24 protein-coding genes are annotated in these 26,794 nt (G+C 67.6%); 16 read left to right on the top strand and 8 right to left on the bottom strand.

What is annotated here, in order from left to right; all coding sequences use genetic code 11:
* Positions 1-122 precede the first annotated feature (122 nt).
* Genes araB through araA form a run of 3 tightly spaced genes read left to right on the top strand, consistent with a single transcriptional unit; the run spans position 123 to position 4,132 of the window.
* Positions 123-1,886, top strand: coding sequence for a ribulokinase (gene araB / locus AC6JAC_RS21070; RefSeq protein ID WP_028270377.1), 1,764 nt, complete (start codon positions 123-125; stop codon positions 1,884-1,886).
* Positions 1,883-2,563 carry an L-ribulose-5-phosphate 4-epimerase gene (locus AC6JAC_RS21065; RefSeq protein ID WP_028270378.1) on the top strand — a complete coding sequence of 227 codons (681 nt, stop codon included), beginning with the start codon at positions 1,883-1,885 and terminating at the stop codon, positions 2,561-2,563. The genes araB and AC6JAC_RS21065 overlap by 4 nt, the downstream gene beginning before the upstream one ends.
* A 33-nt stretch (positions 2,564-2,596) precedes the next feature.
* Positions 2,597-4,132, top strand: a complete 1,536-nt coding sequence (gene araA / locus AC6JAC_RS21060) for an L-arabinose isomerase (protein WP_028270379.1) — start codon at positions 2,597-2,599, stop codon at positions 4,130-4,132.
* Positions 4,133-4,153: 21 nt separating this feature from the next.
* Here araA and AC6JAC_RS21055 read toward each other — a convergent pair whose 3' ends face one another.
* Positions 4,154-5,254, bottom strand: a complete 1,101-nt coding sequence (locus tag AC6JAC_RS21055) for a S1C family serine protease (protein ID WP_081818850.1) — start codon at positions 5,252-5,254, stop codon at positions 4,154-4,156.
* A 161-nt stretch (positions 5,255-5,415) separates the two neighbouring features.
* On the opposite strand from AC6JAC_RS21055, the gene arfA reads away from it, so the two are divergent.
* A complete protein-coding gene (gene arfA / locus AC6JAC_RS21050; RefSeq protein ID WP_028270381.1) occupies positions 5,416-6,945 on the top strand; it encodes an arabinosylfuranosidase ArfA in 1,530 nt (509 codons plus the stop codon).
* Positions 6,946-6,963: 18 nt separating this feature from the next.
* Here the strand turns inward: arfA and AC6JAC_RS21045 are convergent, their stop codons facing one another.
* Entirely contained in the window at positions 6,964-7,962 is a 999-nt protein-coding gene (locus AC6JAC_RS21045) for a family 43 glycosylhydrolase (RefSeq protein ID WP_497966518.1), read from the bottom strand.
* Between the two features lie 148 nt (positions 7,963-8,110).
* On the opposite strand from AC6JAC_RS21045, the gene AC6JAC_RS21040 reads away from it, so the two are divergent.
* The 4 genes from AC6JAC_RS21040 to efeB all read left to right on the top strand — a co-directional run bounded on the left by AC6JAC_RS21040 (position 8,111) and on the right by efeB (position 12,728).
* The gene (locus tag AC6JAC_RS21040; protein WP_028270383.1) at positions 8,111-9,115 is read left to right on the top strand and encodes a LacI family DNA-binding transcriptional regulator; all 1,005 of its coding nucleotides are present in this window, start codon (positions 8,111-8,113) and stop codon (positions 9,113-9,115) included.
* 103 nt (positions 9,116-9,218) lie between these two features.
* Entirely contained in the window at positions 9,219-10,073 is an 855-nt protein-coding gene (gene efeU / locus AC6JAC_RS21035) for an iron uptake transporter permease EfeU (RefSeq protein WP_043438067.1), read from the top strand.
* Positions 10,074-10,104: 31 nt separating this feature from the next.
* Entirely contained in the window at positions 10,105-11,331 is a 1,227-nt protein-coding gene (gene efeO, locus AC6JAC_RS21030) for an iron uptake system protein EfeO (RefSeq protein ID WP_497966516.1), read from the top strand.
* The gene (gene efeB / locus AC6JAC_RS21025; protein ID WP_497966514.1) at positions 11,328-12,728 is read left to right on the top strand and encodes an iron uptake transporter deferrochelatase/peroxidase subunit; all 1,401 of its coding nucleotides are present in this window, start codon (positions 11,328-11,330) and stop codon (positions 12,726-12,728) included. The genes efeO and efeB overlap by 4 nt, the downstream gene beginning before the upstream one ends.
* On the opposite strand, the gene AC6JAC_RS21020 is transcribed toward efeB, so the two are convergent.
* The 4 genes from AC6JAC_RS21020 to AC6JAC_RS21005 all read right to left on the bottom strand — a co-directional run bounded on the left by AC6JAC_RS21020 (position 12,721) and on the right by AC6JAC_RS21005 (position 17,605).
* Positions 12,721-13,923 carry a fumarylacetoacetate hydrolase family protein gene (locus tag AC6JAC_RS21020; RefSeq protein ID WP_497966512.1) on the bottom strand — a complete coding sequence of 401 codons (1,203 nt, stop codon included), beginning with the start codon at positions 13,921-13,923 and terminating at the stop codon, positions 12,721-12,723. The two genes, efeB and AC6JAC_RS21020, sit on opposite strands and share 8 nt — an antisense overlap.
* Positions 13,920-15,392 carry an aldehyde dehydrogenase (NADP(+)) gene (locus AC6JAC_RS21015; RefSeq protein WP_497966510.1) on the bottom strand — a complete coding sequence of 491 codons (1,473 nt, stop codon included), beginning with the start codon at positions 15,390-15,392 and terminating at the stop codon, positions 13,920-13,922. Before AC6JAC_RS21015 ends, AC6JAC_RS21020 begins: the two co-directional genes overlap by 4 nt.
* Positions 15,389-16,735, bottom strand: a complete 1,347-nt coding sequence (locus AC6JAC_RS21010; protein ID WP_028270388.1) for an L-fuconate dehydratase — start codon at positions 16,733-16,735, stop codon at positions 15,389-15,391. Before AC6JAC_RS21010 ends, AC6JAC_RS21015 begins: the two co-directional genes overlap by 4 nt.
* Before the next feature lie 141 nt (positions 16,736-16,876).
* Complete coding sequence (locus tag AC6JAC_RS21005; protein WP_028270389.1) at positions 16,877-17,605, bottom strand: GntR family transcriptional regulator; 729 nt, start codon at positions 17,603-17,605, stop codon at positions 16,877-16,879.
* Between the two features lie 284 nt (positions 17,606-17,889).
* Between AC6JAC_RS21005 and AC6JAC_RS21000 the strand changes: the two genes are divergently transcribed.
* The 6 genes from AC6JAC_RS21000 (at position 17,890) to AC6JAC_RS20975 (ending at position 21,901) form a co-directional block, all read left to right on the top strand.
* Entirely contained in the window at positions 17,890-19,176 is a 1,287-nt protein-coding gene (locus tag AC6JAC_RS21000) for an MFS transporter (RefSeq protein ID WP_347894101.1), read from the top strand.
* A gap of 103 nt (positions 19,177-19,279) precedes the next feature.
* Positions 19,280-19,612: an ArsR/SmtB family transcription factor gene (locus tag AC6JAC_RS20995; RefSeq protein ID WP_028270391.1), complete on the top strand. Its 333-nt coding sequence runs from the start codon at positions 19,280-19,282 to the stop codon at positions 19,610-19,612.
* Positions 19,599-20,576, top strand: a complete 978-nt coding sequence (locus tag AC6JAC_RS20990) for a TIGR03086 family metal-binding protein (protein WP_028270392.1) — start codon at positions 19,599-19,601, stop codon at positions 20,574-20,576. The genes AC6JAC_RS20995 and AC6JAC_RS20990 overlap by 14 nt, the downstream gene beginning before the upstream one ends.
* Positions 20,577-20,616: 40 nt before the next feature.
* Positions 20,617-21,096 carry an SRPBCC family protein gene (locus AC6JAC_RS20985; RefSeq protein WP_028270393.1) on the top strand — a complete coding sequence of 160 codons (480 nt, stop codon included), beginning with the start codon at positions 20,617-20,619 and terminating at the stop codon, positions 21,094-21,096.
* Complete coding sequence (locus AC6JAC_RS20980) at positions 21,096-21,425, top strand: YciI family protein (RefSeq protein WP_028270394.1); 330 nt, start codon at positions 21,096-21,098, stop codon at positions 21,423-21,425. The genes AC6JAC_RS20985 and AC6JAC_RS20980 overlap by 1 nt, the downstream gene beginning before the upstream one ends.
* A 41-nt stretch (positions 21,426-21,466) precedes the next feature.
* On the top strand, positions 21,467-21,901 hold the full coding sequence (locus tag AC6JAC_RS20975) for an SRPBCC family protein (protein ID WP_028270395.1): 435 nt from the start codon (positions 21,467-21,469) through the stop codon (positions 21,899-21,901).
* A gap of 38 nt (positions 21,902-21,939) precedes the next feature.
* On the opposite strand, the gene AC6JAC_RS20970 is transcribed toward AC6JAC_RS20975, so the two are convergent.
* Entirely contained in the window at positions 21,940-22,902 is a 963-nt protein-coding gene (locus AC6JAC_RS20970; RefSeq protein WP_028270396.1) for a 1-phosphofructokinase family hexose kinase, read from the bottom strand.
* A gap of 125 nt (positions 22,903-23,027) precedes the next feature.
* On the bottom strand, positions 23,028-23,879 hold the full coding sequence (locus AC6JAC_RS20965) for a helix-turn-helix transcriptional regulator (protein ID WP_156037090.1): 852 nt from the start codon (positions 23,877-23,879) through the stop codon (positions 23,028-23,030).
* Between the two features lie 75 nt (positions 23,880-23,954).
* On the opposite strand from AC6JAC_RS20965, the gene ilvD reads away from it, so the two are divergent.
* Positions 23,955-25,817, top strand: coding sequence for a dihydroxy-acid dehydratase (gene ilvD, locus AC6JAC_RS20960; RefSeq protein ID WP_028270398.1), 1,863 nt, complete (start codon positions 23,955-23,957; stop codon positions 25,815-25,817).
* A 58-nt stretch (positions 25,818-25,875) separates the two neighbouring features.
* Positions 25,876-26,511: a DedA family protein gene (locus tag AC6JAC_RS20955; RefSeq protein WP_497966505.1), complete on the top strand. Its 636-nt coding sequence runs from the start codon at positions 25,876-25,878 to the stop codon at positions 26,509-26,511.
* Positions 26,512-26,794 lie beyond the last annotated feature (283 nt).

Below are 26,794 nucleotides of genomic sequence, written 5' to 3'. Positions count from 1 at the left end.
GTTAGCAATCGCTCCTTTCGGAGCGTGGACCACCCCGGCTCGCCGCAATGCCTTGACAGCAAAGTTGTTAGCGCTAACAATTGAGGGCAACCGCAAAGCCGCGGAGACTATTGGAGGAATTGATGGACGTCACAGCAGACGGTTCAGACAGCTTTGTGATCGGCGTCGACTACGGCACGCTGTCCGGGCGGGCCGTGGTGGTCCGCGTCCGGGACGGCAAGGAACTGGGCAGCGGTGTGTTTGAGTACCCGCATGCCGTGGTGACGGATGTCCTCCCGGCGGATGTGGCGGGTGACAGTGCCGCGCGGCTGCCCGGCGAATGGGCGCTGCAGGTGCCCGACGACTACCGTGACGTGCTGCGCCGGGCGGTGCCCGCCGCCATTGCCGACGCCGGGATCGATCCCGCCGCCGTGGTGGGCATCGCCACCGACTTCACGGCCTGCACCATGGTCCCGGTCACGTCCGAGGGCACGCCCCTGAACGAGATTTCCGGCTTCGCCAACCGGCCGCACGCCTACGTGAAGCTGTGGCGCCACCATGCCGCACAGCCGCAGGCGGACCGGATCAACGCCCTGGCCGCGGAGCGCGGCGAAAACTGGTTGCCGCGCTACGGCGGGCTCATCTCCTCCGAATGGGAGTTCGCCAAGGGACTCCAGCTGCTGGAGGAGGACCCGGAAGCCTACGCTGCCATGGACCACTGGGTGGAGGCGGCCGACTGGATCGTCTGGCAGCTGTGCGGCAACTACGTCCGCAACGCCTGCACCGCCGGTTACAAGGGCATCTACCAGGACGGCCGCTATCCGTCCGAGGAATTCCTGTCCGCCCTGAACCCGGACTTCAAGGACTTCGTCAGTTCCAAGCTGGAGCACACCATCGGGCGGCTCGGCGATGCAGCCGGCTTCCTGACGGCAGAAGCCGCTGCCTGGACCGGGCTTCCGGAAGGCATCGCCGTCGCGGTGGGCAACGTTGACGCCCACGTCACGGCACCGGCAGCGAAGGCGGTGGAGCCCGGCCAGCTGGTGGCCATCATGGGCACCTCCACCTGCCACGTCATGAACGGCGCCGTACTCCGTGAAGTCCCGGGCATGTGCGGCGTGGTGGACGGCGGAATCGTGGACGGACTGTGGGGCTACGAAGCCGGCCAAAGCGGCGTGGGGGACATCTTCGGCTGGTTCACCGGCAACGGCGTCCCGCCCGAATACCACCAGGCTGCCGCCGAACAGGGGGTGGGCATCCACGAGTACCTCACGGAACTGGCCTCCCGCCAGGCCATCGGCGAACACGGGCTCATCGCCCTGGACTGGCACTCGGGCAACCGCTCGGTGCTGGTGGACCACGAACTCTCCGGGGTTGTGGTGGGCCAGACGCTGGCAACGCGCCCCGAGGACACCTACCGCGCGCTGCTGGAAGCCACGGCGTTCGGCACCCGCACCATTGTCGACGCCTTCCGGGACTCGGGCGTGCCGGTCAAGGAATTCATCGTCGCCGGCGGCCTGCTGAAGAACAAGCTCCTCATGCAGATCTACGCGGACGTCACCGGCCTGCCGCTCTCCACCATCGGCTCAACCCAGGGGCCCGCGCTTGGCTCGGCCATCCACGCCGCCGTCGCGGCCGGCAGATACCCGGACATCCGGGCTGCCGCAGCCGCCATGGGTTCGGAGCCCGGCGGGATCTATATTCCGATTCCGGAAAATGTTGCCGCCTACGAGGAACTCTTCCGCGAGTACCGCACCCTGCACGACTACTTCGGCCGCGGCACCAACAGTGTGATGCACCGGCTCAAAGCCATCCAGCGCGCGGCGAAGCCGTCGTTTGCGGCAGCCGCCGGGCAGGATGCCGCCGGGCAGGCAGCGGCCGAACCGTCCGCAAAGCAGGTGTCCGCATGAGCGACCTCCTGGAAACCATCGCCCGGGTCCGCCGCGAAGTCTGCGATCTCCACGCCGAACTCACCCGCTATGAGCTGGTGGTGTGGACGGCCGGCAACGTCTCGGCCCGGGTTCCCGGCCGGGACCTGATGGTCATCAAGCCGTCCGGTGTCTCCTATGCGGACCTCACTCCCGAGAGCATGGTGGTCACGGACCTCTACGGCGTCCCCGCGGAGGGCGGGTGGGGCAACCCGCCGTTCTCGCCGTCGTCGGACACTGCCGCGCATGCATACGTCTACCGGCATATGCCGGAAGTGGGCGGCGTGGTGCACACGCACTCCACGTACGCCACGGCGTGGGCGGCCCGCGGCGAAGCGATCCCGTGCGTCCTCACCATGATGAGCGACGAGTTCGGCGGCAGCATTCCGGTGGGCCCTTTCGCCCTGATCGGCGACGACTCGATCGGCCAGGGAATCGTGGAGACGCTGCGCAACTCCACCTCTCCGGCGGTTCTGATGCAGAACCACGGCCCGTTCACCATCGGCAAGGATGCCCGCTCCGCGGTCAAGGCCGCCGTGATGTGCGAGGAAGTGGCACGCACCGTGCATATCTCCCGCCAGCTGGGCGAACCGCTGCCCATCGACCAGGGCAGCATCGAATCCCTCTACGCCCGCTACCAGAACGTCTACGGCCAATAGCGCCGGCCACCCCACTTCTCCAGGAGAACCCCCATGAGCAACACCACCAACACGTCTGCCAACAGAACTTCGCTCGAACAGTACGAGGTCTGGTTCCTCACTGGCAGCCAGCACCTCTACGGCGAGGATGTCCTCAAGCAGGTCGCCGCGCAGTCGCAGGAGATTGCCAGCGTGCTGAACGAATCCTCCGATGTTCCGGTCAAGGTGGTCTGGAAGCCGGTCCTCACGGATTCGGACGCCATCCGCCGCACCGCCCTGGAAGCCAACTCGGACGATTCCGTGATCGGCGTGACGGCCTGGATGCACACGTTCAGCCCCGCCAAGATGTGGATCCAGGGCCTGGACCTGCTGCGGAAGCCGCTGCTGCACCTGCACACCCAGGCCAACGTTGAGCTGCCCTGGGCGGACATCGACTTCGACTTCATGAACCTCAACCAGGCAGCCCACGGCGACCGTGAATTCGGCTACATACAGTCCCGCCTGGGCATTCCCCGCAAGACCGTGGTGGGCCACGTATCCAACCCGGAGGTGACCCGGCAGGTGGGCGTCTGGCAGCGGGCTTCAGCCGGCTGGGCCGCGGTCCGCACGCTGAAACTGACCCGCTTCGGCGACAACATGCGCAACGTGGCCGTCACCGAAGGTGACAAGACCGAAGCCGAGCTGCGCTTCGGCGTTTCGGTGAACACCTGGTCCGTTAACGAGCTCGCCGACGCCGTGCACGGCGCTGCCGAGTCCGATGTCGACGCCCTCGTTGCCGAGTACGAGCGCCTCTACGACGTGGTCCCGGAACTGAAGGCCGGGGGAGCGCGGCACGAGTCGCTCCGCTACAGTGCGCGGATCGAACTGGGCCTGCGAGGCTTCCTCGAAGCCAACGGCTCCGCCGCGTTCACCACCTCCTTCGAGGACCTGGGCGAACTGCGCCAGCTGCCCGGCATGGCCGTACAGCGGCTGATGGCCGACGGCTACGGCTTCGGCGCCGAGGGCGACTGGAAGACGGCCATCCTGGTCCGCGCGGCCAAAGTCATGGGCTCCGGACTTCCCGGCGGCGCCTCCCTGATGGAGGACTACACGTATCACCTCACCCCCGGCGCGGAGAAGATCCTGGGCGCGCACATGCTGGAGGTCTGCCCGTCGCTGACCGCCACGAAGCCGCGCGTCGAGATCCACCCGCTGGGCATCGGCGGCAAGGAAGACCCCGTCCGGATGGTCTTCGACACAGACGCCGGCCCCGGCGTCGTGGTGGCCCTGTCCGACATGCGTGACCGTTTCCGCCTCGTGGCGAACGCCGTCGACGTCGTGGACCTGGACGAGCCGCTGCCCAACCTGCCGGTGGCACGGGCGCTGTGGAGCCCGAAGCCCGACTTTGCCACCTCCGCCGCTGCCTGGCTGACCGCCGGAGCAGCCCACCACACGGTGCTCTCCACCCAGGTGGGCATGGACGTGTTCGAGGACTTCGCCGAAATCGCGAAGACCGAACTGCTGGCCATTGACGAAGGCACCACCATCAAGCAGTTCAAGAAGGAATTGAACTGGAACGCGGCCTATTACAAGCTGGCCGGCGGGCTTTAGGGCCCGCGCACGTGCCGCCCGTCAGCCTTCCGCGGCGGGACGGGCGGCCAGCGTGACTTTGGCTTCCCTGGATTCCGTGCCCCGGCGGTAACCCACATTGACCGCCTGCTCCGGGCTCTTGCCGCGGAGCTCGGCCAGCAGGTCCTCCGGAGAGGCCAGCTCCTTGCCGTCCAGGGCGGTGAGTACATCGCCGGGGCGGATGCCGGCACGGTCCGCCGGTCCGCCGCTGACCACCGAAAGCACCAGGGCGCCCCGGGTGTTCTGGAGCCCCAGGTGTTCGGCAATCTGTGGGGTGATCCCGCCCGGGCGGAGGCCGATAAAGGCGTGGTCCGCTGTGCCGTCCTCGCGCAGCTGTTCTGCCACCCGGACGGCCGTTGCGGCCGGAATGGCGAAGCCCAGCGCCACGGCGCCGGACTGCGGCGGAATGTACGCCTCACTGATGCCGATCACCTCGCCCCGGGAATTGACGACGGCGCCGCCGGAGTTCCCGGGGCTGATGGCGGCGTCGGTCTGGATCAGGTCCACCAGTGACTGGCTGCTGGCCGCCGAGCCGGGGATCTCGCGGTGCAGTCCGGAGATGATCCCTGCCGTCGCCGTGTTCTCGAAGCCCAGCGGCGAGCCGATCACGACGGCCAGCTCACCCACCCGCGGAAGGTCGGACTGGAACTTCGCCGCCGGAAGCCCGGTGCGCTTGGCCTCCACGAGGGCCAGGTCCGAAATGGCGTCCGTGGCCTTGACCGTCCCGGCAACGCGCTGGCCGTCGGCAAAAGCAACCTCCACGTCAGTGTTGCCGCGCACCACATGCTCATTGGTGAGGATCAGCCCCTCGGCCGCGAAGACCACGCCGCTGCCCACGCCGCCGTCGGTCAGGATGGTGACAACCGAAGGCTGGACGTTCTCCACGATGGTCGGAATGTCCGCGGCGGTCTGTGGTGTGCCGGGCTGTGTTCCGCCCGGCTGGGCGGGCTGGGCCGGTGTGCTGGCGGCGGACGTTGTGGCGGACGTGGGGCGCTGGCCCGGCGGCGGACTCGCCGTGCAGCCGGCCAGCGCCAGCCCAAAAACAGCCGCCAGGGCCGCGGCGCGCTGCGCCGCACCGGGCATTCCGGTATTCCAGGTACTCATCAGGCTGCCTTTCCTTCGTCCAGGGGTCGACAGAACCGGCGTGTCCGCGGCCGTCCCTTGACGGCAGCGCCTTCACCACCAAGAATAGATTTCTATAACGTTGTAGAGACCGAGAGAACGAGGATGTTTACGTGAGTGCAACCGAAAACGCCGCAGGCGAGATGACCGCCAAGGCAACCGCCAAGATCACCCTGGACCCCGCCTTCACCGTGGGCCCCGTCCGGCGCCGCACCTTCGGCGCTTTCGTGGAGCACCTTGGCCGCTGCGTCTACACCGGCATCTTCGAGCCGGGCCATCCGACGGCGGACGGGGACGGCTTCCGGGCCGACGTCCTGGAACTCACCCGCGAACTGGGCGTGTCCACCGTGCGTTACCCCGGCGGCAACTTCGTCTCCGGCTACCGCTGGGAGGACGGTGTGGGGCCGGTGGAGCAGCGCCCGGCGCGCCTCGACCTGGCCTGGCACTCCACAGACCCCAACCACGTGGGCGTGGACGAGTTCGCCAAATGGTCCGCCAAGGCCGGCGTCGAACCGATGATGGCCGTGAACCTGGGCACCCGCGGGACGCAGGAGGCCCTGGACCTGCTGGAATACTGCAACATCGACGGCGGCACGGCCTTTTCCGACCAGCGCCGGGCCAACGGTGCAGAAAACGGCTACGGCATCAAGATGTGGTGCCTGGGCAATGAGATGGACGGCTTCTGGCAGATCGGCCACAAGAACGCCACCGAATACGGCCGGCTCGCGGCCGACACCGCCCGCGCCATGCGGATGGTGGACCCTGACCTGGAACTCGTGGCCTGCGGCAGCTCGGCCCCCGGCATGCCCACGTTCGGCGAGTGGGAGCGTGTTGTCCTCACCGAAACGTACGAGCTGGTGGACCTGATCTCCGCCCACCAGTACTTCGAGGACTTCGGCGACCTCCAGGAACACCTGTCCTCGGGCCACCGGATGGAGGCATTCATCAAGGACATCGTGGCCCACATCGACCACGTGAAGTCGGTCAAGAAGTCCGCCAAACAGGTCAACATCTCCTTCGACGAATGGAACGTCTGGCACATGAGCCGCGACGAATCCAAGGCGCCCACGGGCAAGGACTGGCCGGTGGCCCCCGTGCTGCTCGAGGACCGGTACACCGTCGCGGACGCCGTGGTGGTGGGTGACCTGCTCATCACCCTGCTCCGCAACACCGACCGCGTGCACTCCGCCAGCCTGGCGCAGCTGGTGAACGTCATTGCCCCCATCATGACCGAACCCGGCGGCCGCGCCTGGAAGCAGACCACCTTCCACCCGTTCGCGCTCACCTCACAGCACGCCCACGGCACGGTGCTGCAGCTCGCCGTCGAATCCCCGCTGCTCAGCGGAGGGAAGACCGCGGACTTCGCCGCACTGTCCGCCGTCGCCACGTTCGACGAGGCCTCCGGGCAAGCAGTAGTTTTTGCCGTGAACCGCTCAGCCACAGACGCGCTCACGCTGGACGCCGCCGTCGCCGGGCTGGGGAACGTCAAGGTTGTTGAGGCGGTCACCTTCGCCAACAAGGACCCCTACTGGCAGGCGACGGCGGACGACTCCACCTCAGTGGTGCCCGGCGAAAACGTCAGTGTAAAGCTCGACGGCGGCCGGCTCACCGCCGAGCTCCCCGCAGTCTCCTGGAGCATGGTCCGCCTGGCCGTTGACGGCGCTGCGGGCTAGGCCGGAAGCGGGCCGGAACTAGCTCTCCAGCAGGGCAGGATCGAGGTGAACGGGGGCGTCCAGGTCGCGAGTGCAGACCAGGGCGTCCCCTTCCACGTGCAGCCGCGCCGCGTGGATGCCGGTGCGCTGCTCCCGGACCGCCCGGGCCGGGTCCGCCAGGCCGCTCACCATGTCGGTGTCCTGCCATTCGGGGTGCGTGAAATAGAAGATGTAGGCGTGATCGCCCTGGGTCACCACATCCGCGTGCCGCCCGTAAGTGGCGTCGTCCGCTCCCGTGCCGGGGGCGTCCAGGATGAGACCGTTGTTTGCCTCCTGCCGGGTCCAGGCCAGGCCGTCGGCCGAACGGTGCACCGCCTGGCCGCGCCACTCGTCCACCACCATCCAGTACCAGCCGCCCAGCCGGAACACGTTGGGACCTTCGTGTGCGGGCAGCCCGATCGCCTGGCCCTCGGCCCGCCAGCGGCCGTTCGCTTCTTCCAGGGCACCTTCGCGGACAGCGGACCAGGTGGTGGAGCCGTCCACCTCGTCCTTGAACCAGAGGCGCGCACGGCCGTCCGACACCACGGCGAAGGCGGCGTCAATGACGTTTTCGGAGCCGACGTCCACGCGGCCTACGAACTCCCACTGCTCCAGGTCGCTGCTGGTGAAGTGCACCAGCCGGCGCCGGGTCTGCTCGGCCCAGCTGCCCGGAGCGCCCGCGCCCCAGGTCAGGAACATGTGATATCTGCCGTCGTGCCACACCACTTCCGGCGCCCAGTGGGTGTTCAGGCCGGGGCACTCTTCGGGGTCGAGCCCCTCCGCTACGCCGCGGTACTGCCAGGTGGCCCCGGCGTCCGTGGAGACGGCAATTCCGATCCTGGTGCCGGTAATCCAGTCCACACCGCCGGTGGTGAGCGTGGCGCGCCGGGCCGTGTAGAACATCCACCACTCGGCGGTGCCGCGGCGGTGGATGACAACGGGATCGGCGGCGCCGTCGAACACGGGGCAGCGGAAGAGGGGCGACGGGGCAAACGGCATTGCTGTTCCTTTGGGATCTGCCGGACCGGCCGGCCCGGATGCTGCTGACCCGCCAACTCTATAACGTTGTATATCCTGTGGACAGGGCAAAACCGGGGCCCGTCTGCAACGATGTAGCTGAAAGTGTTGCCGGGGAAGGGAATCACCTGTGGCTGTGACCATGAACGACGTTGCGCGCGCCGCCGGCGTCTCGTTGAAGACCGTGTCCAATGTGCTCAACGATTACGAGTTCATCCGGCCGGCCACCAAGCAGAAGGTCCTTGATGCCATTGCGGAACTCGGCTACGAAGCCAACCTGACGGCCCGCAGCCTGCGCTCCGGGAAAAGCCGCATGCTGGGGCTGGTGCTGTCCGATCTCTCCGTGCCCTACTACGCGGAACTGGCCTCCCGGCTGATGAGCATCGCCACCGGCCGCGGCTACCGGGTCCTGGTGGAACAATCCGGGGCGGAGGCGGCGCACGAGTTGAGCGCGCTGCAGGGCCCGTTCCGCCAGCTAACGGACGGCCTGCTGTTCACCCCGCTGGCCCTCGACGCCGGGACCATCGCCGCGCGGCAGGGCACCAAGCCGATCGTGATGCTGGGCGAACACATCACGGACCCGCGGTTCGACCTGGTAACCATGAAAAACTCCGAGGCCGCGGCGGCAATCACGGCCCATCTCCTCGCAGGCGGCCGGCGCCGGATTGCAGTCCTGGGCGCGGCTGCAGGGGACACTACGGACAGCCCGGGCCTGCGCCTTAACGGGTACAAACAGGCGCTGGAGGCTGCGGGGGTGGAGTTCGATCCCGCCCTGGTGGTGCAGTGCGACTGGCGCCGCGACGGCGGGGCCTCCGCCGTCGTCGGCCTGGCCCGCAGCGGCGTCCGGTTCGACGCCGTCTTCGGCCTGAATGACGCAATCGCCCTGGGTGCCATGCACGAGTTGCTGATCCGCGGCATCAAGGTGCCGGACGACGTGGCGGTGGCAGGCTTTGATGACATCGACGAGGCCCGTTTCGCGTCGCCGTCCCTCACCACGGTGTCGCCAGGCATGGAGGAAATAGCCGAGCGGTCCATCAAGCTGCTCATCGACCGGATCGAGGGTGCGGAGCCGGCGGCCGGCGGGGTCCACGTGGAGGCGGGGTTCGAGCTGAAGGTGCGGGACTCGGCGCCGTAACGTTCGCTCAATTACCTCACGTTTAGTTTGCTTAATTCAGGTGCGTGGGTGATCCTCTTATAAGGCAAGCCTAACCTTGGCTGCGATATCTGAGGCTCCACGAATGACAGCAAACTATTTGATCGGCCTGCGCGAAGGCCTCGAGGCGACACTCGTCGTTGTGCTCCTGATGGCATACCTGCTCAAAACCGGGAGGCAGCACCTGCTGCCCAGGCTGTGGGCGGGCGTCGGATTTGCCGTCGCCGTGTCGGCAGGGTTCGGTGCGCTGCTCACCTTCGGTCCGCGCGGCCTCACGTTCGAGGCGCAGGAGGCCATCGGCGGGAGCCTTTCGGTTGTGGCGGTGGCGCTGGTGACGTGGATGGTTTTCTGGATGGCCCGCACGGCCCGTACCCTCGGCACCGGACTCCGCTCGCAGGTGGACCGGGCTGCAGGTGGCGCCGGGTGGGGGCTCGCCGCCGTCGCCGCACTGGCCGTGGGCCGGGAAGGCCTTGAAACCGCGCTCTTCCTGTGGGCGGCTGCCCAGGCCACGGGAGAGTCGGCAACGCCGCTGTTCGGTGCGTTGCTGGGGCTGGCCACCGCCGTCCTGCTCGGGTTCCTGCTGCACCGGGGTGTCCTCAAGATCAACCTCGGCGCGTTCTTCACCTGGAGCGGCGCGGCGCTGATCGTCATCGCCGGAGGCGTGCTTGCCTACGCTGTCCACGACTTCCAGGAGGCCGGGATCCTCCCCGGGCTCCACAGCCTGGCCTTTGACGTATCGGCGGCGATCCCGCCGTCGTCCTGGTACGGCACCCTGCTCAAAGGCACCCTGAATTTCTCGCCTGCCACCACATGGCTGGAAGCTGCTGCCTGGCTGCTGTACGTCCCGGCCGTGCTCTTCTTCTACCTCCGCTCCAACCGACGTGCCCGCGCATCATCCCGTCCGGACACAGCTGCCCGGGCAACCGTCGCGGCATCCTGACCCCCACCCCCGCACCCCAAGGACCAACCCCATGCCCAGCCCCAGCCTGCCCAATTCCGCCCCGTCCGCAATCCACCCGCAGGGCCGCCGGCGTGGCCCTGCCAGCCGCCTGGCCGCTGCAGCCGCCGTCGTGGTTCTTCCGCTGATGCTGGCTGCCTGCACGGACAACGCTGCGCCGTCGTCCTCTGCCGGGGCCGAAGGCCCCATCCGGGTCACCAGCACCGGCGACGCCTGCAAGGTATCCACGGCGTCCGCGAAGAGCGGCAACCTCACGTTCGCCGTCCAGAACGACGGCGATCAGGTCACCGAGTTCTACCTGCTGGCCGAAGACGGCCTGCGGATCCTGGGCGAGGTGGAAAACATCGGGCCCGGCCTGACGCGGAACCTGGTGGTCACAGTCCCTGCAGGGAAATACAACACGGCCTGCAAGCCCGGCATGGCGGGCGACGGCATCCGGGCCGGTTTCGACGTGGTGGACTCCGGCACACAGCCTGCCGTCGACAGCGACCTGAAAGCGCTCACCGACCAGGGGACCGCCCAGTACGTGGCCTACGTCAAGGACCAGACGGAGCAGCTGCTGGCCGGTACGAAGAAATTCGCCGAGGCCTACGCGGCCGGCGATGCCGCCACTGCCAAGGAGCTTTACGCCGCAACGCGCATGCACTGGGAACGGATCGAACCGGTGGCCGAGTCCTTCGGCGACCTCGACCCCAAGCTGGACGCCCGCGAGGCGGACCTGGCCGAGGGCGAGGAATGGACCGGGTGGCACCGCGCCGAAAAGGACCTGTTCCCGCCGGCCGGGTTCCAGGCCCTTAGTGCGGCGGAGCGTGACAAGCTCGCTGCCCGGCTGGTGGCCGACACGGAAGAGCTGGCCAAGCGCACGCGGACCGTGGAACTCACCGCCGACAAGCTGGGCAACGGCGCCAAGGAACTGCTGGACGAGGTGGCCACCGGCAAGGTCACGGGTGAAGAGGAAATCTGGTCCCACACGGACCTCTGGGACTTCCAGGCCAATGTGGACGGCGCCCGGATCGCCTTCGAAAACCTCAAGCAAGTGCTGGAACAAAAGGACCCGGAGCTTGCCAAGAGCCTCGACACCAAGTTCGCCGCGCTGCAGGCAGAACTGAAGACCCACGCCCGGGGTGACGGCTTTGCCTACTACAACGAGCTGAGCCCCGAGCAGGTCCAGCGCCTCGCCGCCCTGGTGGATTCCCTGGGCGAGCCGCTGTCCAACCTCACCGCGGCAGTCGTGCTGTGACCGGCTGCCCTTTCGGCGGGGGCCAGGGCCGTGCGGGCCGGGGCGGTGCGGGCCGGGACGGCGCGGGCCAGGGCCGGCAGGCCACGTCCCAGGAAGGGCCGCCGGCCGGCCCGGCAGCCGCGCGCGGCGTTTCGCGCCGCGGCCTGCTCTCCTTCGCCGGGGTCGGGGGCGCCGGCGCGCTGGCCGGCCTCGCTGCCGGGCTGTGGGGACGCGACGCCGTCGTGGCGGCCGTACCTGCCGACGACGCACCGGCCAACGACACCGTGCCGTTCCACGGGGAACGCCAGGCGGGAATTACGACGGCGGCGCAGGACCGCCTGCACATGGCCGCCTTCGACCTCATCACCGAGGACCGGGACGAGCTGATCCGGCTCCTGAAAGACTGGACCGCCGCCGCGGAGGCGATGACCCAGGGCCGGGAAACCGGGGAAACCGGCGCGGCCGGCGGCTCCTACGATGCGCCGCCGCAGGACACCGGCGAAGCCATGGGCCTCAGCGCCGGCAAGCTCACCGTGACCTTCGGCTTCGGCGCCGGCCTGTTCGAAAAGGACGGGAAAGCGCGGTTCGGGCTCGAGGGCCGCCGCCCGGAGGCCTTGATCGACCTGCCGCACTTCCCCGGCGATGACCTTCAGGCGGGACGCAGCGGCGGTGACATCATCGTGCAGGCATGTGCCGACGATCCCCAGGTTGCCGTGCACGCCATCCGCAACCTGGCACGGCTGGGGTTCGGGAAGGTCCGCGTCCGCTGGTCCCAGCTGGGCTTCGGACGCACGGCCTCCACGTCCCGGGCACAGCAGACGCCCCGCAACCTTTTCGGCTTCAAGGACGGCACCAACAACCTCAAGGCTGAGGACACGGACCTGCTGGAGAACCACGTCTGGGCGGAGGCCGGCACCCGGCCGGGAGAGGCCTGGATGGAGGGCGGCAGCTACCTGGTGGCCCGCCGGATCCGCATGCATATCGAAATCTGGGACCGGACATCGCTGGGCGAGCAGGAAGCCCTGATCGGCCGGACCAAGGCCGAGGGCGCCCCCTTGTCCGGCGGCAAGGAATTCACCGCCCCGGACTTCACCATCAAGGGCAAGGATGGCGAGCCCCTGATGGGCATGGATTCACATGTCCGGCTGGCCCACGCCGACCAGAACGGCGGCGTCCGGATGCTGCGCCGAGGGTACAACTACACGGACGGTTCCGACGGGCTGGGGCATCTCGACGCGGGGCTATTCTTCATTGCCTTCGTCAAGGACCCGCGCACCCACTACGTGCCCATGCAGATGGCCATGGCCAAACAGGACACCCTGGCCGTGGAGTACCTCAAGCACACCGGCTCCGCCCTGGCCGCCGCGCCGCCGGGCACCAAACCCGGCGGCTACATCGGCGAAGGGCTGTTCAGCTAAGGCCGGCCGCGCCCGCAGCTGAAGCGGGCTGCTCCTGCACTGCCAGGTACGTGAACAGCTGACGCAGCCCGAAACGCCACGGTGGCAGCTCCTCGGCGGCACCCACGGTGTTGACCAGGGCGCCGAGGTGGCGGCTGCGGATGGTGACCACGTCCCCCATCTTGTGGGTGAATCCCTGGCCCGGCTGGTCCCGGTCCTGCGTGGGTGCGAACAGCGTGCCGGTAAACAGTGCGAAGCCGTCCGGGTACTGGTGGTGCTTGCCGAAGGTGGCCGCCACCAGCTCCTCGAACGGACGGCTGATCCTGGCCACGGTGTTCCGGCCCTCCAGCAGGTACCCGTCCGGTCCCTCCACCCGGAGCAGGATCTCTTCGTGCCGCAAGGTCTCGAGGGTGAATCCGCCGTCGAACAGCCGGATCAGCGGCCCCAGCGCGCTGGAGGCGTTGTTGTCCTTGGCCTTGCCCAGCAGCAGGGCGCTCCGCCCTTCGACGTCGCGGAGGTTCACGTCGTTGCCCAGCGTGGCGCCCACCACCTTGCCGGCGGACGTGGAGATCAGTACGAGTTCCGGCTCCGGGTTGTTCCAGGAACTGAACGCGGGAATCCCGACGCCGGCACCCAGGCCTACCGAGGACAGCACAGGGGCCTTGGTGAAGACCTCCGGGTCCGGGCCGATGCCCACCTCAAGATACTGCGACCACAGCCCTTCGGCGGTGAGCACCCGCTTGGCTTCGGCAGCTTCGGGGGAGCCTGGCCGTACGTCGCCGATGCTGCCGCCGAGTGCCCTGCCCACGAGCTCACGCATTTCCGTGGCCCTGCCGGCATCTCCGGCGCAGCGCTCCTCGATGACGCGCTCGATCATGCTGTCCACAAAGGTGACCCCGCAGGCCTTGATGACTTGGAGGTCAACGGGAGCCAGCAGGTGCGGACGGGAAGTGTCCTGCGCCAAGGACGCTTCGAGGACGTCCGCCGTCTTCCACCGCGGCACTGTCAGGGCGGAACGGACGTCCGCAGCGGGTTCCGAACGTTCCAGCAGTTCCGACACTGTCCCGGCGAGGTGCTGCAGGTCGAACACGTCCCCGCCCCGAACCGCCACAACCCGGGGACCGGAGGTTTCCGCATCCCAGAGACGGCCGATGAGAAGGGCGTCCTCCGCGTCCTCCGGAAGGACGGCCGCGACCGACGCCGGCAGCGCCGTCACAGCCGGTCTTCCGCTCGTGCAGACGGGCGCTGCCAGACGCCGTCGACCCTTTGCGGAACGTTCCAAGGGTTGGCATCCTGCAGCGGCTCCGGCAGCCGCGGCTGCGGGAAGGACTGGTAGGCCACCGGCCGCAGGAACCGCCGGATGGCGGCCGTCCCCACGGATGTGGTGCCCGACGTCGTGGCCGGATAGGGGCCGCCGTGGTGCTGGGCGTAACTGACGGTTACTCCTGTGGGCCAGCCGTTCCAGAGCAGGCGCCCGCTGATGTCCGCGAGCCTGCCGGCAAGCTCCGCGATGTCGTCCCCGGCTTCGGCCTGCAAGGTAGTGGTCAGCTGGCCTTCCAGGAGCCCGGCAAGGGCGGCCAGTTCGGATTCATCGCTGTACTGCACCACCAGGCTGGCGGGCCCGAACATCTCCTGTCGGAGGATTCCGGGATCGCGGCGGACCGCTTCGGAAGTGGTCAGCAGGACGGTTGGTGCCGGAGCCTCGGCGAAGTCGCCGTCGAGCAGCACCTGAACGCCCGCCGTGTCCCGCAGCGCGCCGACTGCCTGCCGGTAGCCCTGGTGCAGCCGTTCGCTGAGCAGCTGGGCGGGAGCGAAATCCCTCAAGGCATTCCGGAGGCTGTCCCGGACCTCGTCCGTTTGTCCGGCGGGGACGAACAGCACGCCCGGTTTGGTGCAGAACTGCCCCATGCCGAGGGTGAAGGAGCCGGCGTAGCCAGTGACGATCTCGTCGCGCCGCGCGGCCCAGGCGTTGCCGGTGACGAAGACGGCGTTGATGCCGCCCAGTTCCCCGAAGAAGGGGATCGGTTCCGGCCGCGCGGCCGCACGGTCGAACAATGCCCGGCCGCCCGCCGTCGAACCCGTGAAACCGATGGCCTTCACCAGCGGGTGGTCAACCAGCGCTTCGGCAGCCTGGCGGCCGGTCACCAGGGAGAAGAGGCCCGACGGCGCCCCGGCGGCTTCCAGCGCGGCGGTCACCGTTTCGGCGGTGCGGACCGCGAGCTCCCGGTGGCCGTCGTGTGCCTTGTGCACGACGGCGCAGCCGGCCGCCAATGCAGACGCGGAATCACCGCCCATCACGCTGAAGGCGAAGGGGAAATTGGATGCCCCGAAGACCCCGACGACGCCGAGCGGAACGTTGTACCGGCGAAGGTCGGGCCGCGGCCCCATGCCCCAGGCGGCATCGTCATGGTCGATCGTCGCGTCGAAGTGCTCACCGCGGCGGATTTCGTCAGCGAAAATCCGGAGCTGGAAGACGGTGCGCTTCAGCTCGCCCTGGAGGCGGGATTCGGCGAGACGGGTTTCGGCGACCGCAAGATCAACAAGGGCCGCAGCGTCGTCTTCCAGGCCGGCGGCTACCGCCTCGAGCCAGGCTGCCCTGGTTCCGGGACCTGCCGCCCGGCCCTTTTCGAAGGCCGCGTGCGCGGCCTCGACGGATGCGTCCAGTTCGGCTGCGGTGCTGTTCATCGGCCGGCTCCCGCAGGTGCCAGGCTGCCGCCGGTAACCGCCGCACGGTTGCCCACTTCGAGCCAGCCCGCGCCGGAGGGGAACTCCCAGCGCGTCCGGGAGGCGCTGAGCATTTCCGCCCCCGTGCCGGGGAGCTGCGGGGCGGCATAGCGTCCGCCAACGATCCGGACCGGCTCGGCGAAGTGCTCGTGGAGGTGGTCCACGTATTCGATCATGCGGCCGTCCTGGCTTCCGGTGATGGCGGCGTAGTCGAAGAAGGAGAAGTGCTGGACAAGCTCGCACAGGCCCACACCGCCGGCGTGGGGGCAGACCGGGACGCCGAACTTGGCGGCGAGCAGCAGGTTGGCGATGTTCTCATTGACTCCGCCCACGCGGGTGGAGTCGAGCTGCAGGACGTCGATGGCGTTGGCCTGCAGCAGTTGCTTGAACACAATCCGGCTTGCCACGGCCTCGCCGGTGGCCACGCGGACCGGTGCGACTCCCTTCCGGATCTCCGCATGCCCCAGGATGTCGTCAGTGCTGGTGGGCTCTTCGATCCAGTACGGGTTGAACTCCGCGAGCTGGTTGACCCATTCAACGGCCTCGGACACCTCCCAGCGCTGGTTGGCGTCGATGGCCATGGGGAGATCGCCCACGGCCTGCCGTGCGAGGGCCATGCGTCGGCGGTCGTCGGCGATGTCGCCACCCACCTTGAGCTTGATCATCGAGAAGCCGGCAGCTGCCGCTTCCTTGCTGAGCCGAACCAGTTTCTCGTCGCTGTAACCCAGCCACCCGGGAGAGGTGGTGTAAGCGGGGTAGCCGTCAGCCCGGAGGCTCGCGATGCGGGCCGCCTTGCCGTCCTGGCCCGCGCGGAGGATTTCCAATGCCTGCTGCGGGTTCAGGGCGTCGCGGATGTGGGTGAAGTCCACAACGTCCACGATCTCCTCCGGGGACATCTCGCTCAGGAGCAGCCAGAGCGGCTTGTTCTCGCGCCGGGCGCGGATGTCCCACAGGGCGCTGACCAGCGCGCCGGCGGCCATCTGCGTGACGCCCTTTTCCGGGCCGAGCCAGCGGAGCTGGGAGTCGTGGATGAGGCGCTTGGAGGCATTGCCCAGGTCATAGATCAGTTCGTCGATGTCCCGGCCGCGCAGAAGCCCCGCGTAGGACTCGATGGCGGCAGTGAGGATCTCGCTGCCGCGGCCGCAGCTGAAAACGAAGCCGTGGCCTTCGTCGCCCGCGTCGGTGCGGATGACGACGTAGGCGGCGGAGTAGTCGGGGTCAACGTTGACCGCGTCGGAGCCATCGAGTTCCAGTGACGTGGGAAAGCGGACGTCCTGGGTGGTGATGGAAGTGATGGAAGGCATGGATCTCTTCTCTCGGATCGATCTGGAGGGTGTGCATGATTTCCTATATGAATTTCAGTAATCATATAGGAAGAGTGATCCAGATCAAGTCCGCGGCAAAAGAAAACCCCGGCCGCGGGGCCGGGGTCTGATCGCTTTGGTCTACTGCACGACGTGCCGTCGGGGTGGGCCGCTGTCCTCCAGCGGCGCGAGGTCGGCGTGTCCTTCGAAGGCCTGGGCGAAGCGGGCAAAGGAGTTTCGGATGTGCTCCGCCATGGCCGCTTCGGCCTCTTCCGGCCGGCAGGCCTGGATGGCCTCGCGGACAGCCGAGTGCTCCGCGACGGTGATGGCGCCGTCGACGTCGGCCGGGTAGAGGCGGAAAGTGTGCAGGTGGCAGTGCGTCTGGGCAAAGGCGTGGCGGACCACGGTATTGCCCGCGGCGGCGAGGATGGTGTCGTGGAACCTGGTGTCATGGGCCACCAGGTCCTGCCGCAGGTCGCCTTCGGATTTCATGGCCCCGCGGAACGCCTTAATCTCCTTCTCCAGTGCGGAGGCGGGATTGGCCAGCCGGTCTACGGCAGCAGCCCGCGCAGCCCAGGGTTCCACCAGCAGCCGGAATTCAAAGAGGGAGCGCAGTTCGGCCAGGTCCAGCAGGGGAGTGGTGCTGTAGCCCTTGCCGGGGTTGTAGACCACCAGGTTGTCGCCTTCCAGCCGCTGAAGCACCTCGCGCACCGGCGTCTGCGAAACGCCCAAACTTCGCGAAACGGCGTCGATGTTGATCCGGGTGCCGGGCGCGATCTCACCCTCGAGGATGGAGGCGCGCATCGCTGTATACACATCGCTGACGGCGGCTTTGCCTCGGGAGATATCGGAAGACTGACGTGGGGGCACGCGCTGACCTCTTAGTGCTGGTTGGGGTGGTGTCCGGGTTGGAGTCGCTGGGGGAATCATATTCCACCGGGCTGGGGGTGCTCTTGCGGCCGATTTTTCAGGAGGGCTTGATCTGGATCACATTTTCTATATGATTAACCCGATTCCTATATGATTTGGCATCGATATCTTCGGTGTCTTCCCCAGGCGCCCCAGGCGCCCGAAGCCATGTTCACGTCGAAGGAGACCACATGACTGCGCTCGGAAGTAAAGTTGCCAGCACGTCACCGACAAAAGATCCCCGAATGATGACCCGGAAGCGCTGGGTCATCATTTGGCTTGCTTTCATCGGGTTGAGTATCAATTACCTTGACCGCTCCAGCCTGAGTGTCGCCTTGCCGTTCATGGGCAAGGACTTCGAGCTAACCGCCACCCAGCAGGGCCTCATCTTTGCCGCCTTCTTCTGGGCGTACGACTTCTGCCAGCTTGCGGCCGGGTGGTACGTGGACAAGGTGGGGCCGCGCAGGTCGTTCTCGCTGGCGGCCGTCTGGTGGTCCATCTTCACGATGGTGACCGCTGCCGCTACAAGCTTCTGGTCCCTGTTCGCGGCCCGCTTCCTCCTCGGCGTCGGCGAAAGTCCCGCGCCCAGCACGGCGGCGAAGGTGGTGGCCACCTGGTTCCCGGTCCGTGAACGTGCTTTCGCCACCAGCATCTGGGACTCGGGGTCCCGTGTGGGGGCCGTGATCGCGCTGCCCATCGTGACCCTGATCGTGGCACTGACCTCGTGGCATGCAGTGTTCATCATCATCGGCGTCGCCGGCCTTATCTGGGCTGCCGTCTGGTGGAAGGTGTACCGCAGCCCCCAGGAGCACCCCGGCGCGAACGCCGCCGAAGTGGCCTACATCGAAGAAGGCGGTGCCCGCGGCGAAGGCAGCGACGACGCCGACGCAGCCAAGCTGCCCTGGCGCTCACTCTTCAAGTACCGCACCATCCTCAGCATGATGTTCGGCTTCTTCTGCCTGAACAGCGCCATCTACTTCTTCATCACGTTCTTCCCCAGCTACCTCGTCAAGGAGCGCGGATTCGACCTGCTCAAGCTGGGCTTCTTCGGAGCCATCCCCGGCATCTGCGCGGTGCTGTGCGGCTGGCTGGGCGGATACCTGGCCGACCGTGCCGTGCGGGCCGGGGCGTCCGTCACCAAGGTCCGCAAGACCGCTATCGCCGGCGGCCTCGCCGGAGGCTCCGTCATTATGTTTGCAGCGCTCGTTCCGGAAGCCTGGATGGCGCTGGCGCTGCTTTCCGTCGCCTACTCAAGCCTCACCGTCGCAGCAACCGGCATCTGGTCGCTGCCCGCGGACGTTGCGCCGAGCTCCAGGCACGTCGGATCCATTGGCGGACTGCAGAACTTCGCCTCCAACCTGGCTGGCATCTTCACCCCGATCCTGATCGGCGTTCTGGTGGATCAGACCGGTTCCTTCGTCGCGCCGCTGGCGGTCATTGGAGCCGTCTCCCTCGTGGGGGCCGCCAACTACCTGTTCGTCATGGGAAAGATTGAACCCTTGAAGGTCAAGGAGTCCGTAGCGGCTGCGTAACTGCAAGACGGGGCGGCGGTTGCCCGGAGGGGTTGCCGCCGCCCTTTTGCATGCCCGGCCGCACCGCTTGCTTAATGCGTTAGTGGCGACTAACGTATTTTCTGTGCCCGATCTTCTGGAAGTCGCAACGGAGCCCAACAGGCGGGCGCTGCTTCGGCTGCTGGCGGAGGGGGAGAAAACGGTCACCGAACTGTCCGGCCATTTTCCGGTCAGCAGGTCGGCCATCTCCCAGCACCTGCTGCTTCTTTCGGAAGTGGGGCTGGTGACCGCCCGGAAGGACGGCCGGAACAGGTACTACCGCCTGGATGGCGCCGGGATGGTCCGGCTGCGTGAACAATTCGAGGCCTTCTGGACAACCGAACTGGACCTGCTGGTGGCCGACGCCGGCCGGCTGGGCCAGCAACCATCGCAAGGGAATTCTGATGACATTCAATAAGACAGTATTCATTCCGGTTGACCCGGACGCCGCCTTCGAGCTCATCACGCAACCGGAGCGGTTGCGGCGCTGGAAGACCGTGGCGGCGCGGGTGGATCTGCGCGTGGGCGGAGACTACCGCTGGACCATCACGCCGGGGCACTCGGCGATGGGAAGTTTCACTGAAATCGAGCCGGGAAAGCGGATCGTCTACACATGGGGCTGGGAGGGCGACGCCGGGCTGCCGCCGGGAGCGTCGACGGTGACCGTGAACCTGGAGGCTGTGGAAGGCGGAACCACGGTCCAGCTCATTCACGAGGGACTCTCGGAAGAGCAGGAGGCAGGCCACGCAGAAGGCTGGAACCATTTCCTCGAGCGCCTCGTCCTCCTTGCCGCCAGCGGAGACGCCGGTCCGGACGAATGGGCTGCTGCCCCGGACCCCATCGATGAACTCTCCAGCGCCGAGGCGGCCCTGGCGGTTGCCCAGCGGGTCCTCCGCAAGCTGGGGGAATCAGACCTGGAATCAGCGACGCCGTGCGAGGACTTCACCGTTGACGCCCTCCTGGACCATCTCTTTGGTTCGATCGCATCGATCGGCAAAGCCCTCGGTGTGACCGTGCCTGATCAGCCGGCTGCAACACCCGAGGTGCGGATTGCCGATGCCGCGCAGGCCACCCTGGAGGCGTTCCGCGCCCGCGGCACCGAGGGAGCCCTCGACATGGGCTTCGCAGAACTGCCGGCAACCACCGTGGCCAACATCCTGAACCTGGAACTGCTGGTCCACGCGTGGGACTTCGCCCGGGCAACCGGCCAGGAGCTCAGCGTCTCACCGGTCCTGTCCGACTACGTCCTTGGCCTCGCCCGCAACACCATCAGCCCGCAGATGCGCGGCAAGAGCTTTGCCGAGGAAACCCTGGTTGATGAATCGGCGGCAAGCCTGGAACGCCTGGTCGCCTTCACCGGCCGGCAGGTTGCCGGGCTCTAGCGTCGTCGGGAAAGAACGAGACACGGGGGAGGTGCCGGAAATGGTTGATGTGGTGACGGAAGCAGTGATCCGCAGGCCGCCCGAAGCTGTCTACGACTTCGCGGCCAACCCGGACAACGCGCCTGCCTGGTACAGCAACATCAAGGCAGTCAAGTGGGAAACGGCCCCGCCGTTGGCCGTGGGCTCCAAGGTGGCGTTCAAGGCACAGTTCCTCGGACGGACCTTGGAATACGTCTACGAATTCACCGAGCTGGACCCTGGCAGAACGCTGGTGATGCGCACGGCCCAGGGGCCGTTTCCCATGCAGACCACGTACACCTGGTCGGCGGCCGACAGCGGTTTCACCCGGATGACCCTGCGCAACACCGGCACTCCGGCCGGCTTCTCCGCAGTCGCCGGCCTCGTCATGGCCCCGATGATGCGCCGGGCCATGCGGAAGGACCTCGCGAAGCTGAAGTCCCTTCTCGAAGGGGACGGTTCGCGAGCCCCAAGGGAAAACACGCAACGAAAGGACACATGATGAGCAAGTTCATTTACCTCTACAAGGGGCCGGCCACACCGATGGACCAGTTCACCCCGGAGCAGTCCGCTGAACAGATGGCCGCGTGGGGTGCCTGGATGGAGAAGCTGGGCCCGGCACTGGTCGACGCCGGCGCCCCCTTCGCCGGCGGCACCTCGATGGTGGACGACGGATCCGCCGCGGAAGCCTCCGACCTGAACGGCTATTCGATTGTGGAGGCCGAAAACCTCGACGGCGCGAAGGCGCTCGCGGACGGCCACCCGTTCCTGTCCGAAGGCAGTGGTAAGTTCAGGCTCGAGATCTTCGAGCTAGCCGATATGCAGATGTAGTAGTTGCCCCCGCCTGCCGGGAGCCGTACGAGAGGCACTGAATGGCCCACGCCGAAAACGGGATCACCATCGACCGCCCCGCCGCGGAAGTCTATGACTTCCTGGCCGACGGGCTTAACAACACGGCCTGGCGCAGCGGCGTCAAGGACATCGGGCTGGCCAGCGGCGACGCTGGCCAGCTCGGGGCCGTCTACAGCCAGACGCTCACCGGACCCCGGGGAAAGCCGATCCAGGGGGACTACCGGATCACGGCGGCGGAGCCCGGCCGGCTCCTCGCCTTCGACGTGGTTGCTGGTCCGGCACGGCCTCACGGCGAGTACATCCTGAGCGAATCAGCAGGAGGCACCTCCGTCCGCTTCGTCCTGGACCTGAAGCTCCCCGGCCTCATGAAAGTCCTGGACGGCCTGGTCACCAGAACAATGCAGGGTGAGGTTGCCCAGCTCCGGAAGCTGAAGACTGTCCTGGAAGCGCGGTAGGCAGACTCCGCGTCCCTGCCGGAAGCAGCCGATGTCGGTCAGGGGACTGCTCCGGAGAGCTCTGCCTCGAGGCGTTCGACGTCGGCGCGGTGGCAAAGTTCGGTGGCAGGTGTCATGACTGTGGCGCTTCCCGCGGCCACGGCGGCGCGGAAAGCCGCGTCAAGGGGGCGGCCCTGCGCGAGCCGCAGCACAAAAGCGCCCAGGAAACTGTCGCCGGCTCCGACCGTGCTGACCACCGGCACATCCGGCACGGTCAACCGGATCAGGCCGGACTTTGACGCGAGCAGAGCGCCGGCTTCGCCCAGGGTGAGGGCGACGTGTTCCGCTGACCCGTCAGCCACGAGGGCGGATGCCGCCTCCACCTGGCTCTGCTCGCTGTCGAGGGCCGCGCCGAAATGCGCCCCCAGTTCGCGGAGGCTTGGTTTGACCAGGAACACGCCCTCGGCAAGCGCTTCGGTGAGGGCCCGGCCGGAGGCGTCGACGATGCAGTGGGCGCCGGACTGGCGCGCCAGCCCGGCAACCCTGGCATAAAAATCGTCCGGCACGCCGGGCGGGAGGCTGCCGCTGGCCACCACGTATCCGCCCACCGGCATCGCCCCGGCAACACGGTCCAGGCAGGCCTGCCACTCCGGTTCCGAGAGCTCCGGGCCCTGAAGGACGAACCGGAATTGTTTCCCTGTGGAGGTCTCATCGACGGTGAAGTCCTGGCGTGTGCTTCCTTGGATCGGCACCGCCAGCGTGGGGATGCGCTCCGCTTCGATGAGCCTGCGGTAGGCCTCGCCGGTGGGCCCGCCTGCGGTGTACACGGCCAAGGTGTGTCCGCCGAGACGCTGGATGACCCTTGCCACGTTGATGCCTCCGCCGCCGGGATCGAGCCGGCTCGCGCCGCACCTGAGCTTGTGGCCGCTGCTGACCTGCTCGGTTGAGGTGCTGATGTCCAGCGCCGGGTTCACGGTCAGGGTGAGGATCGGCTTAGTGCCCAACTGCTGTGCGGCTCCCATGGCCCCAGCATAGGAGGCGGCGGAACCGTTCGTTGTTCCGCCGCTTCACGTCTTTTAGTAGGGGCCCGTTTTAGTAGGGGCTTGGCCGGGCACCGGCCCGCAGCGTGGCCTGAGATCCGGGGCAGCTAACGGCCGGCGGCCAGCAACCGCTCGATTTGCTCCGCGGCATCGCTGCCCGGTACCGGAGTGTAGACCACAATATGGAGGTCCGGCCGGTCCGACGGTGAGACCTGATGGTGCTCCAGCCTCAGGACGCCCACCGCAGGGTGGCGGAACAGCCGTTCCCGGGATTCGAAGCCGAGGATGTCGTACCGGTCCCAGCCCTCCTTGAACCCGGGACTCGTTTCCCTGAGCCGCTCCACCTGGTAGGCCACGTCCGGATCGCCCAGCCGCTGCCCGGCTTCTGCCCGGAATTCTGCCAGGAAGCGCCTGCTGGTGACGTCCCAGTCGGGCAGCAGTTCCTTCACGTAGGGATCGGTAAAGACCAGCCACAGCAGGTTCCGCTCCGCTGCGGCCACGTTCGCAATATTGGGATACAGCGCGGCGTAGGCCCGGTTCCAGCCCGTGACGCTCCAGTCGGGGGCCAGCGCGAAGGCGGGGTTGGGGCCCAGTGCGTCGAGGAGTCGCTGGATGTGGGCCGGCGCATCAACGGCCGCCGGGCCGGCCGACACCGGTACGGAATAGCCGCCCAGTGACAGGACATAGGAGCGGCCGGCCTCTGAGAGGTGCAGGGTGCGGGCCACAGCCTCAAGCACTTCCCGCGAGGGCCGGATGTCCCGTCCCTGCTCCAGCCATGTGTACCAGGTGACGCTGACCCCGGAAAGGAAGGCAATCTCTTCCCGCCGCAGTCCGCGTTCACGCCGGCGCGCCACCGGCGGAAGTCCGTACTCCGACCGCAGCGCCTGCTCGCGGCGTGCCCGCAGGTAGAGTCCCAGTTCCTTGCGCCTCTCGCCTGCCTCTTTCACAGTCACCAACACTAGTAGTCTGGTACTCCTACTACTAGTATCAGCACTGTCTTCCGCCATGCGGCCCGGGACGGCATGATCGGTACCATGCCTCCTCTTCGTTCACGTACTGTCACACATGGCCGCAACATGGCCGGCGCCCGCGCACTGCTGCGCGCCTCCGGCGTCGCCAACTCGGACATCGGCAAGCCGATCATCGCCGTGGCCAACTCTTTCACCGAGTTCGTTCCCGGCCACACCCACCTCGCCCCCGTGGGCCGGATCGTCTCCGACGCCATCCTGGCCGCCGGCGCCGTGCCGCGCGAGTTCAACACCATCGCCGTGGACGACGGCATCGCCATGGGCCACTCCGGCATGCTCTACTCCCTGCCGTCCCGCGACCTGATCGCCGACTCCGTGGAGTACATGGTCAACGCCCACTGTGCCGACGCTTTGGTCTGCATCTCCAACTGCGACAAGATCACCCCGGGCATGCTCATGGCCGCGCTGCGCCTCAACATCCCGGTTGTGTTCGTCTCCGGCGGTCCCATGGAGGCCGGCCGCGTGACCCTGACCGACGGCTCCGTGCGCTCCCTGGACCTGGTGAACGCGATCGCCGACGCCGTGGACGAGTCCATCTCCGACGAGGACATCAACCTCATTGAAGAGAACGCCTGCCCCACCTGCGGTTCCTGCTCGGGTATGTTCACCGCCAACTCCATGAACTGCCTGGCCGAGGCCATCGGCCTGGCCCTGCCGGGCAACGGCTCCGTGCTCGCGACCCACACGGCCCGCAAGGCGCTGTACGAGAAGGCCGGCGCCACCGTCGTCGATCTGGTGAAGCGCTATTACGACGGCGACGACGAGTCGGTGCTGCCGCGCAACATCGCCACCGCTAAGGCCTTCGACAACGCCATGGCCCTGGACATCTCCATGGGCGGCTCCACCAACACCATCCTGCATCTGCTGGCCGCGGCCCAGGAGGCGGGCGTGGACTACGGCCTGGCCGAGATGGACGCCAAGTCCCGCCAGGTGCCCTGCCTGGCAAAGGTGGCCCCGAACGTCGCCAAGGACAAGACCTACTACATGGAGGATGTTCACCGCGCCGGCGGCATCCCCGCCCTGCTGGGCGAGCTGAACCGGGGCGGCCTCCTGCACAAGGACGTCCACTCCGTGCACTCCGGTGACCTGGACGGCTGGCTCGATGACTGGGACATCCGCGGCGGCAAGGCCACCGAAGAGGCGCAGGCCCTGTGGCACGCGGCTCCCGGCGGCGTCCGCTCCTCCACTGCGTTCTCCCAGTCGAACGAGTGGACCTCCCTGGACACCGACGCTGCGGAAGGCTGCATCCGCTCCGTGGAGCACGCCTACTCCAAGGACGGCGGACTGGCCGTGCTCCGCGGAAACGTGGCACTGGACGGCGCCGTGGTGAAGACCGCCGGTGTGGACGAGTCCATTTGGACCTTCTCAGGCCCGGCCGTCGTGTGCGAGTCCCAGGATGAAGCCGTGGAGAAGATCCTGAACAAGGGCGTCAAGGAAGGCGACGTGGTGGTCATCCGCTACGAAGGCCCCAAGGGCGGTCCGGGCATGCAGGAGATGCTCTACCCGACGTCGTTCCTCAAGGGCCGCGGCCTCGGCAAGAAGTGCGCCCTCATCACGGACGGCCGCTTCTCCGGCGGCACCTCCGGCCTGTCGATCGGGCACATCTCCCCGGAAGCTGCCTCCGGCGGCACCATCGCCCTGGTGGAGGACGGCGACATCATCAGCATCAACATCAGCCAGCGCTCCCTGCATCTGGAGGTCTCCGACGAGGTCCTCGCCGAACGCCGTGAGAAACTGCTGGTCAACGGCGGGTTCAAGCCCAAGGACCGGGAGCGCCAGGTTTCCGCCGCGCTGCGCGCCTACGCCGCGATGGCCACCTCCGCAGACAAGGGAGCGGTCCGGGACGTGTCCTTGCTGGAGCGCATCTAACAACTTATTGAGGCGGGCAGGCTGACGCCCGCCCGCCTCAACTGCCGCACTGTTCCTGATGCAGGCATTCTTCGACGGACTCCTCAACGCCAGCCCGCTGCTGGTGGCCTGTGTTGTGTTCGCGCTGGTCTTTGCTGAGGACGCCCTCTTCATCGGCTTCGTCATTCCGGGCGAAACCGCCGCCGTGGTGGGCGGGGTGATCGCCGGAAAGGGAGGCTTCCCGCTGCCAGTGATGATTGCCGTGGTGGTTTCCGCCGCGATCCTGGGCGACACTGTGGGCTACGAGATCGGCAAACACCTGGGCCCACGGCTGATTACCCGAAAGGTCTTTGACCGGAAGCGGCCCCAACTCGAGAAGGCGCGGGAGTTCCTCAGGCGGCGGGGCGGCCCGGCCATCTTCCTGGGCCGCTTCACCGCCTTCTTCCGCGCCGTGATGCCGGCACTGGCCGGACTCAGCGGCATGCCCTACCGGCGCTTCGCACTCTGGAACATCACCGGCGGCGTGCTCTGGGGGAGCCTCTTCGTAACCCTCGGGTACCTGGCCGGGAACCTCTACGACGAGGTGGCGCGCACTGCCGGCAGCGCCGCCGCCGTCGTTGTCGCCGCAGTGGCGGTCGGCGTGCTGGTCACCTGGCGGATCCGCCGGCACCGGCAGTCGACGGCTGCAGACAGCAGCGCGCGTCCCCAACGGTGACCCCCAGGGCAGAGACTGCTCACCAAGAAAGGGAGGGCGCCATGGCCTCCAACGTCTCCGCAACAGCTGTGCTTTCCATACCCACAGCATGTCAGCAGGCACCGACAATTTACGCCGGCATCAGAGGTGTCCTGGCGCGCACTGCCGGCAGCGCCGCCGCCGTCGTTGTCGCCGCAGTGGCGGCGGCTGCCCTGGTCACCTGGCGCGTACGACGGCGGCTGGCGGATTCGCCGCTGCCTCGCCGGGGAGATGCCGGCGGAAGCCGCCAACCGCCGGGGCTGCT

This window comes from Arthrobacter sp. KUASC02, from assembly GCF_059739395.1.
This window is presented reverse-complemented; position numbering and strand designations above follow the sequence as displayed.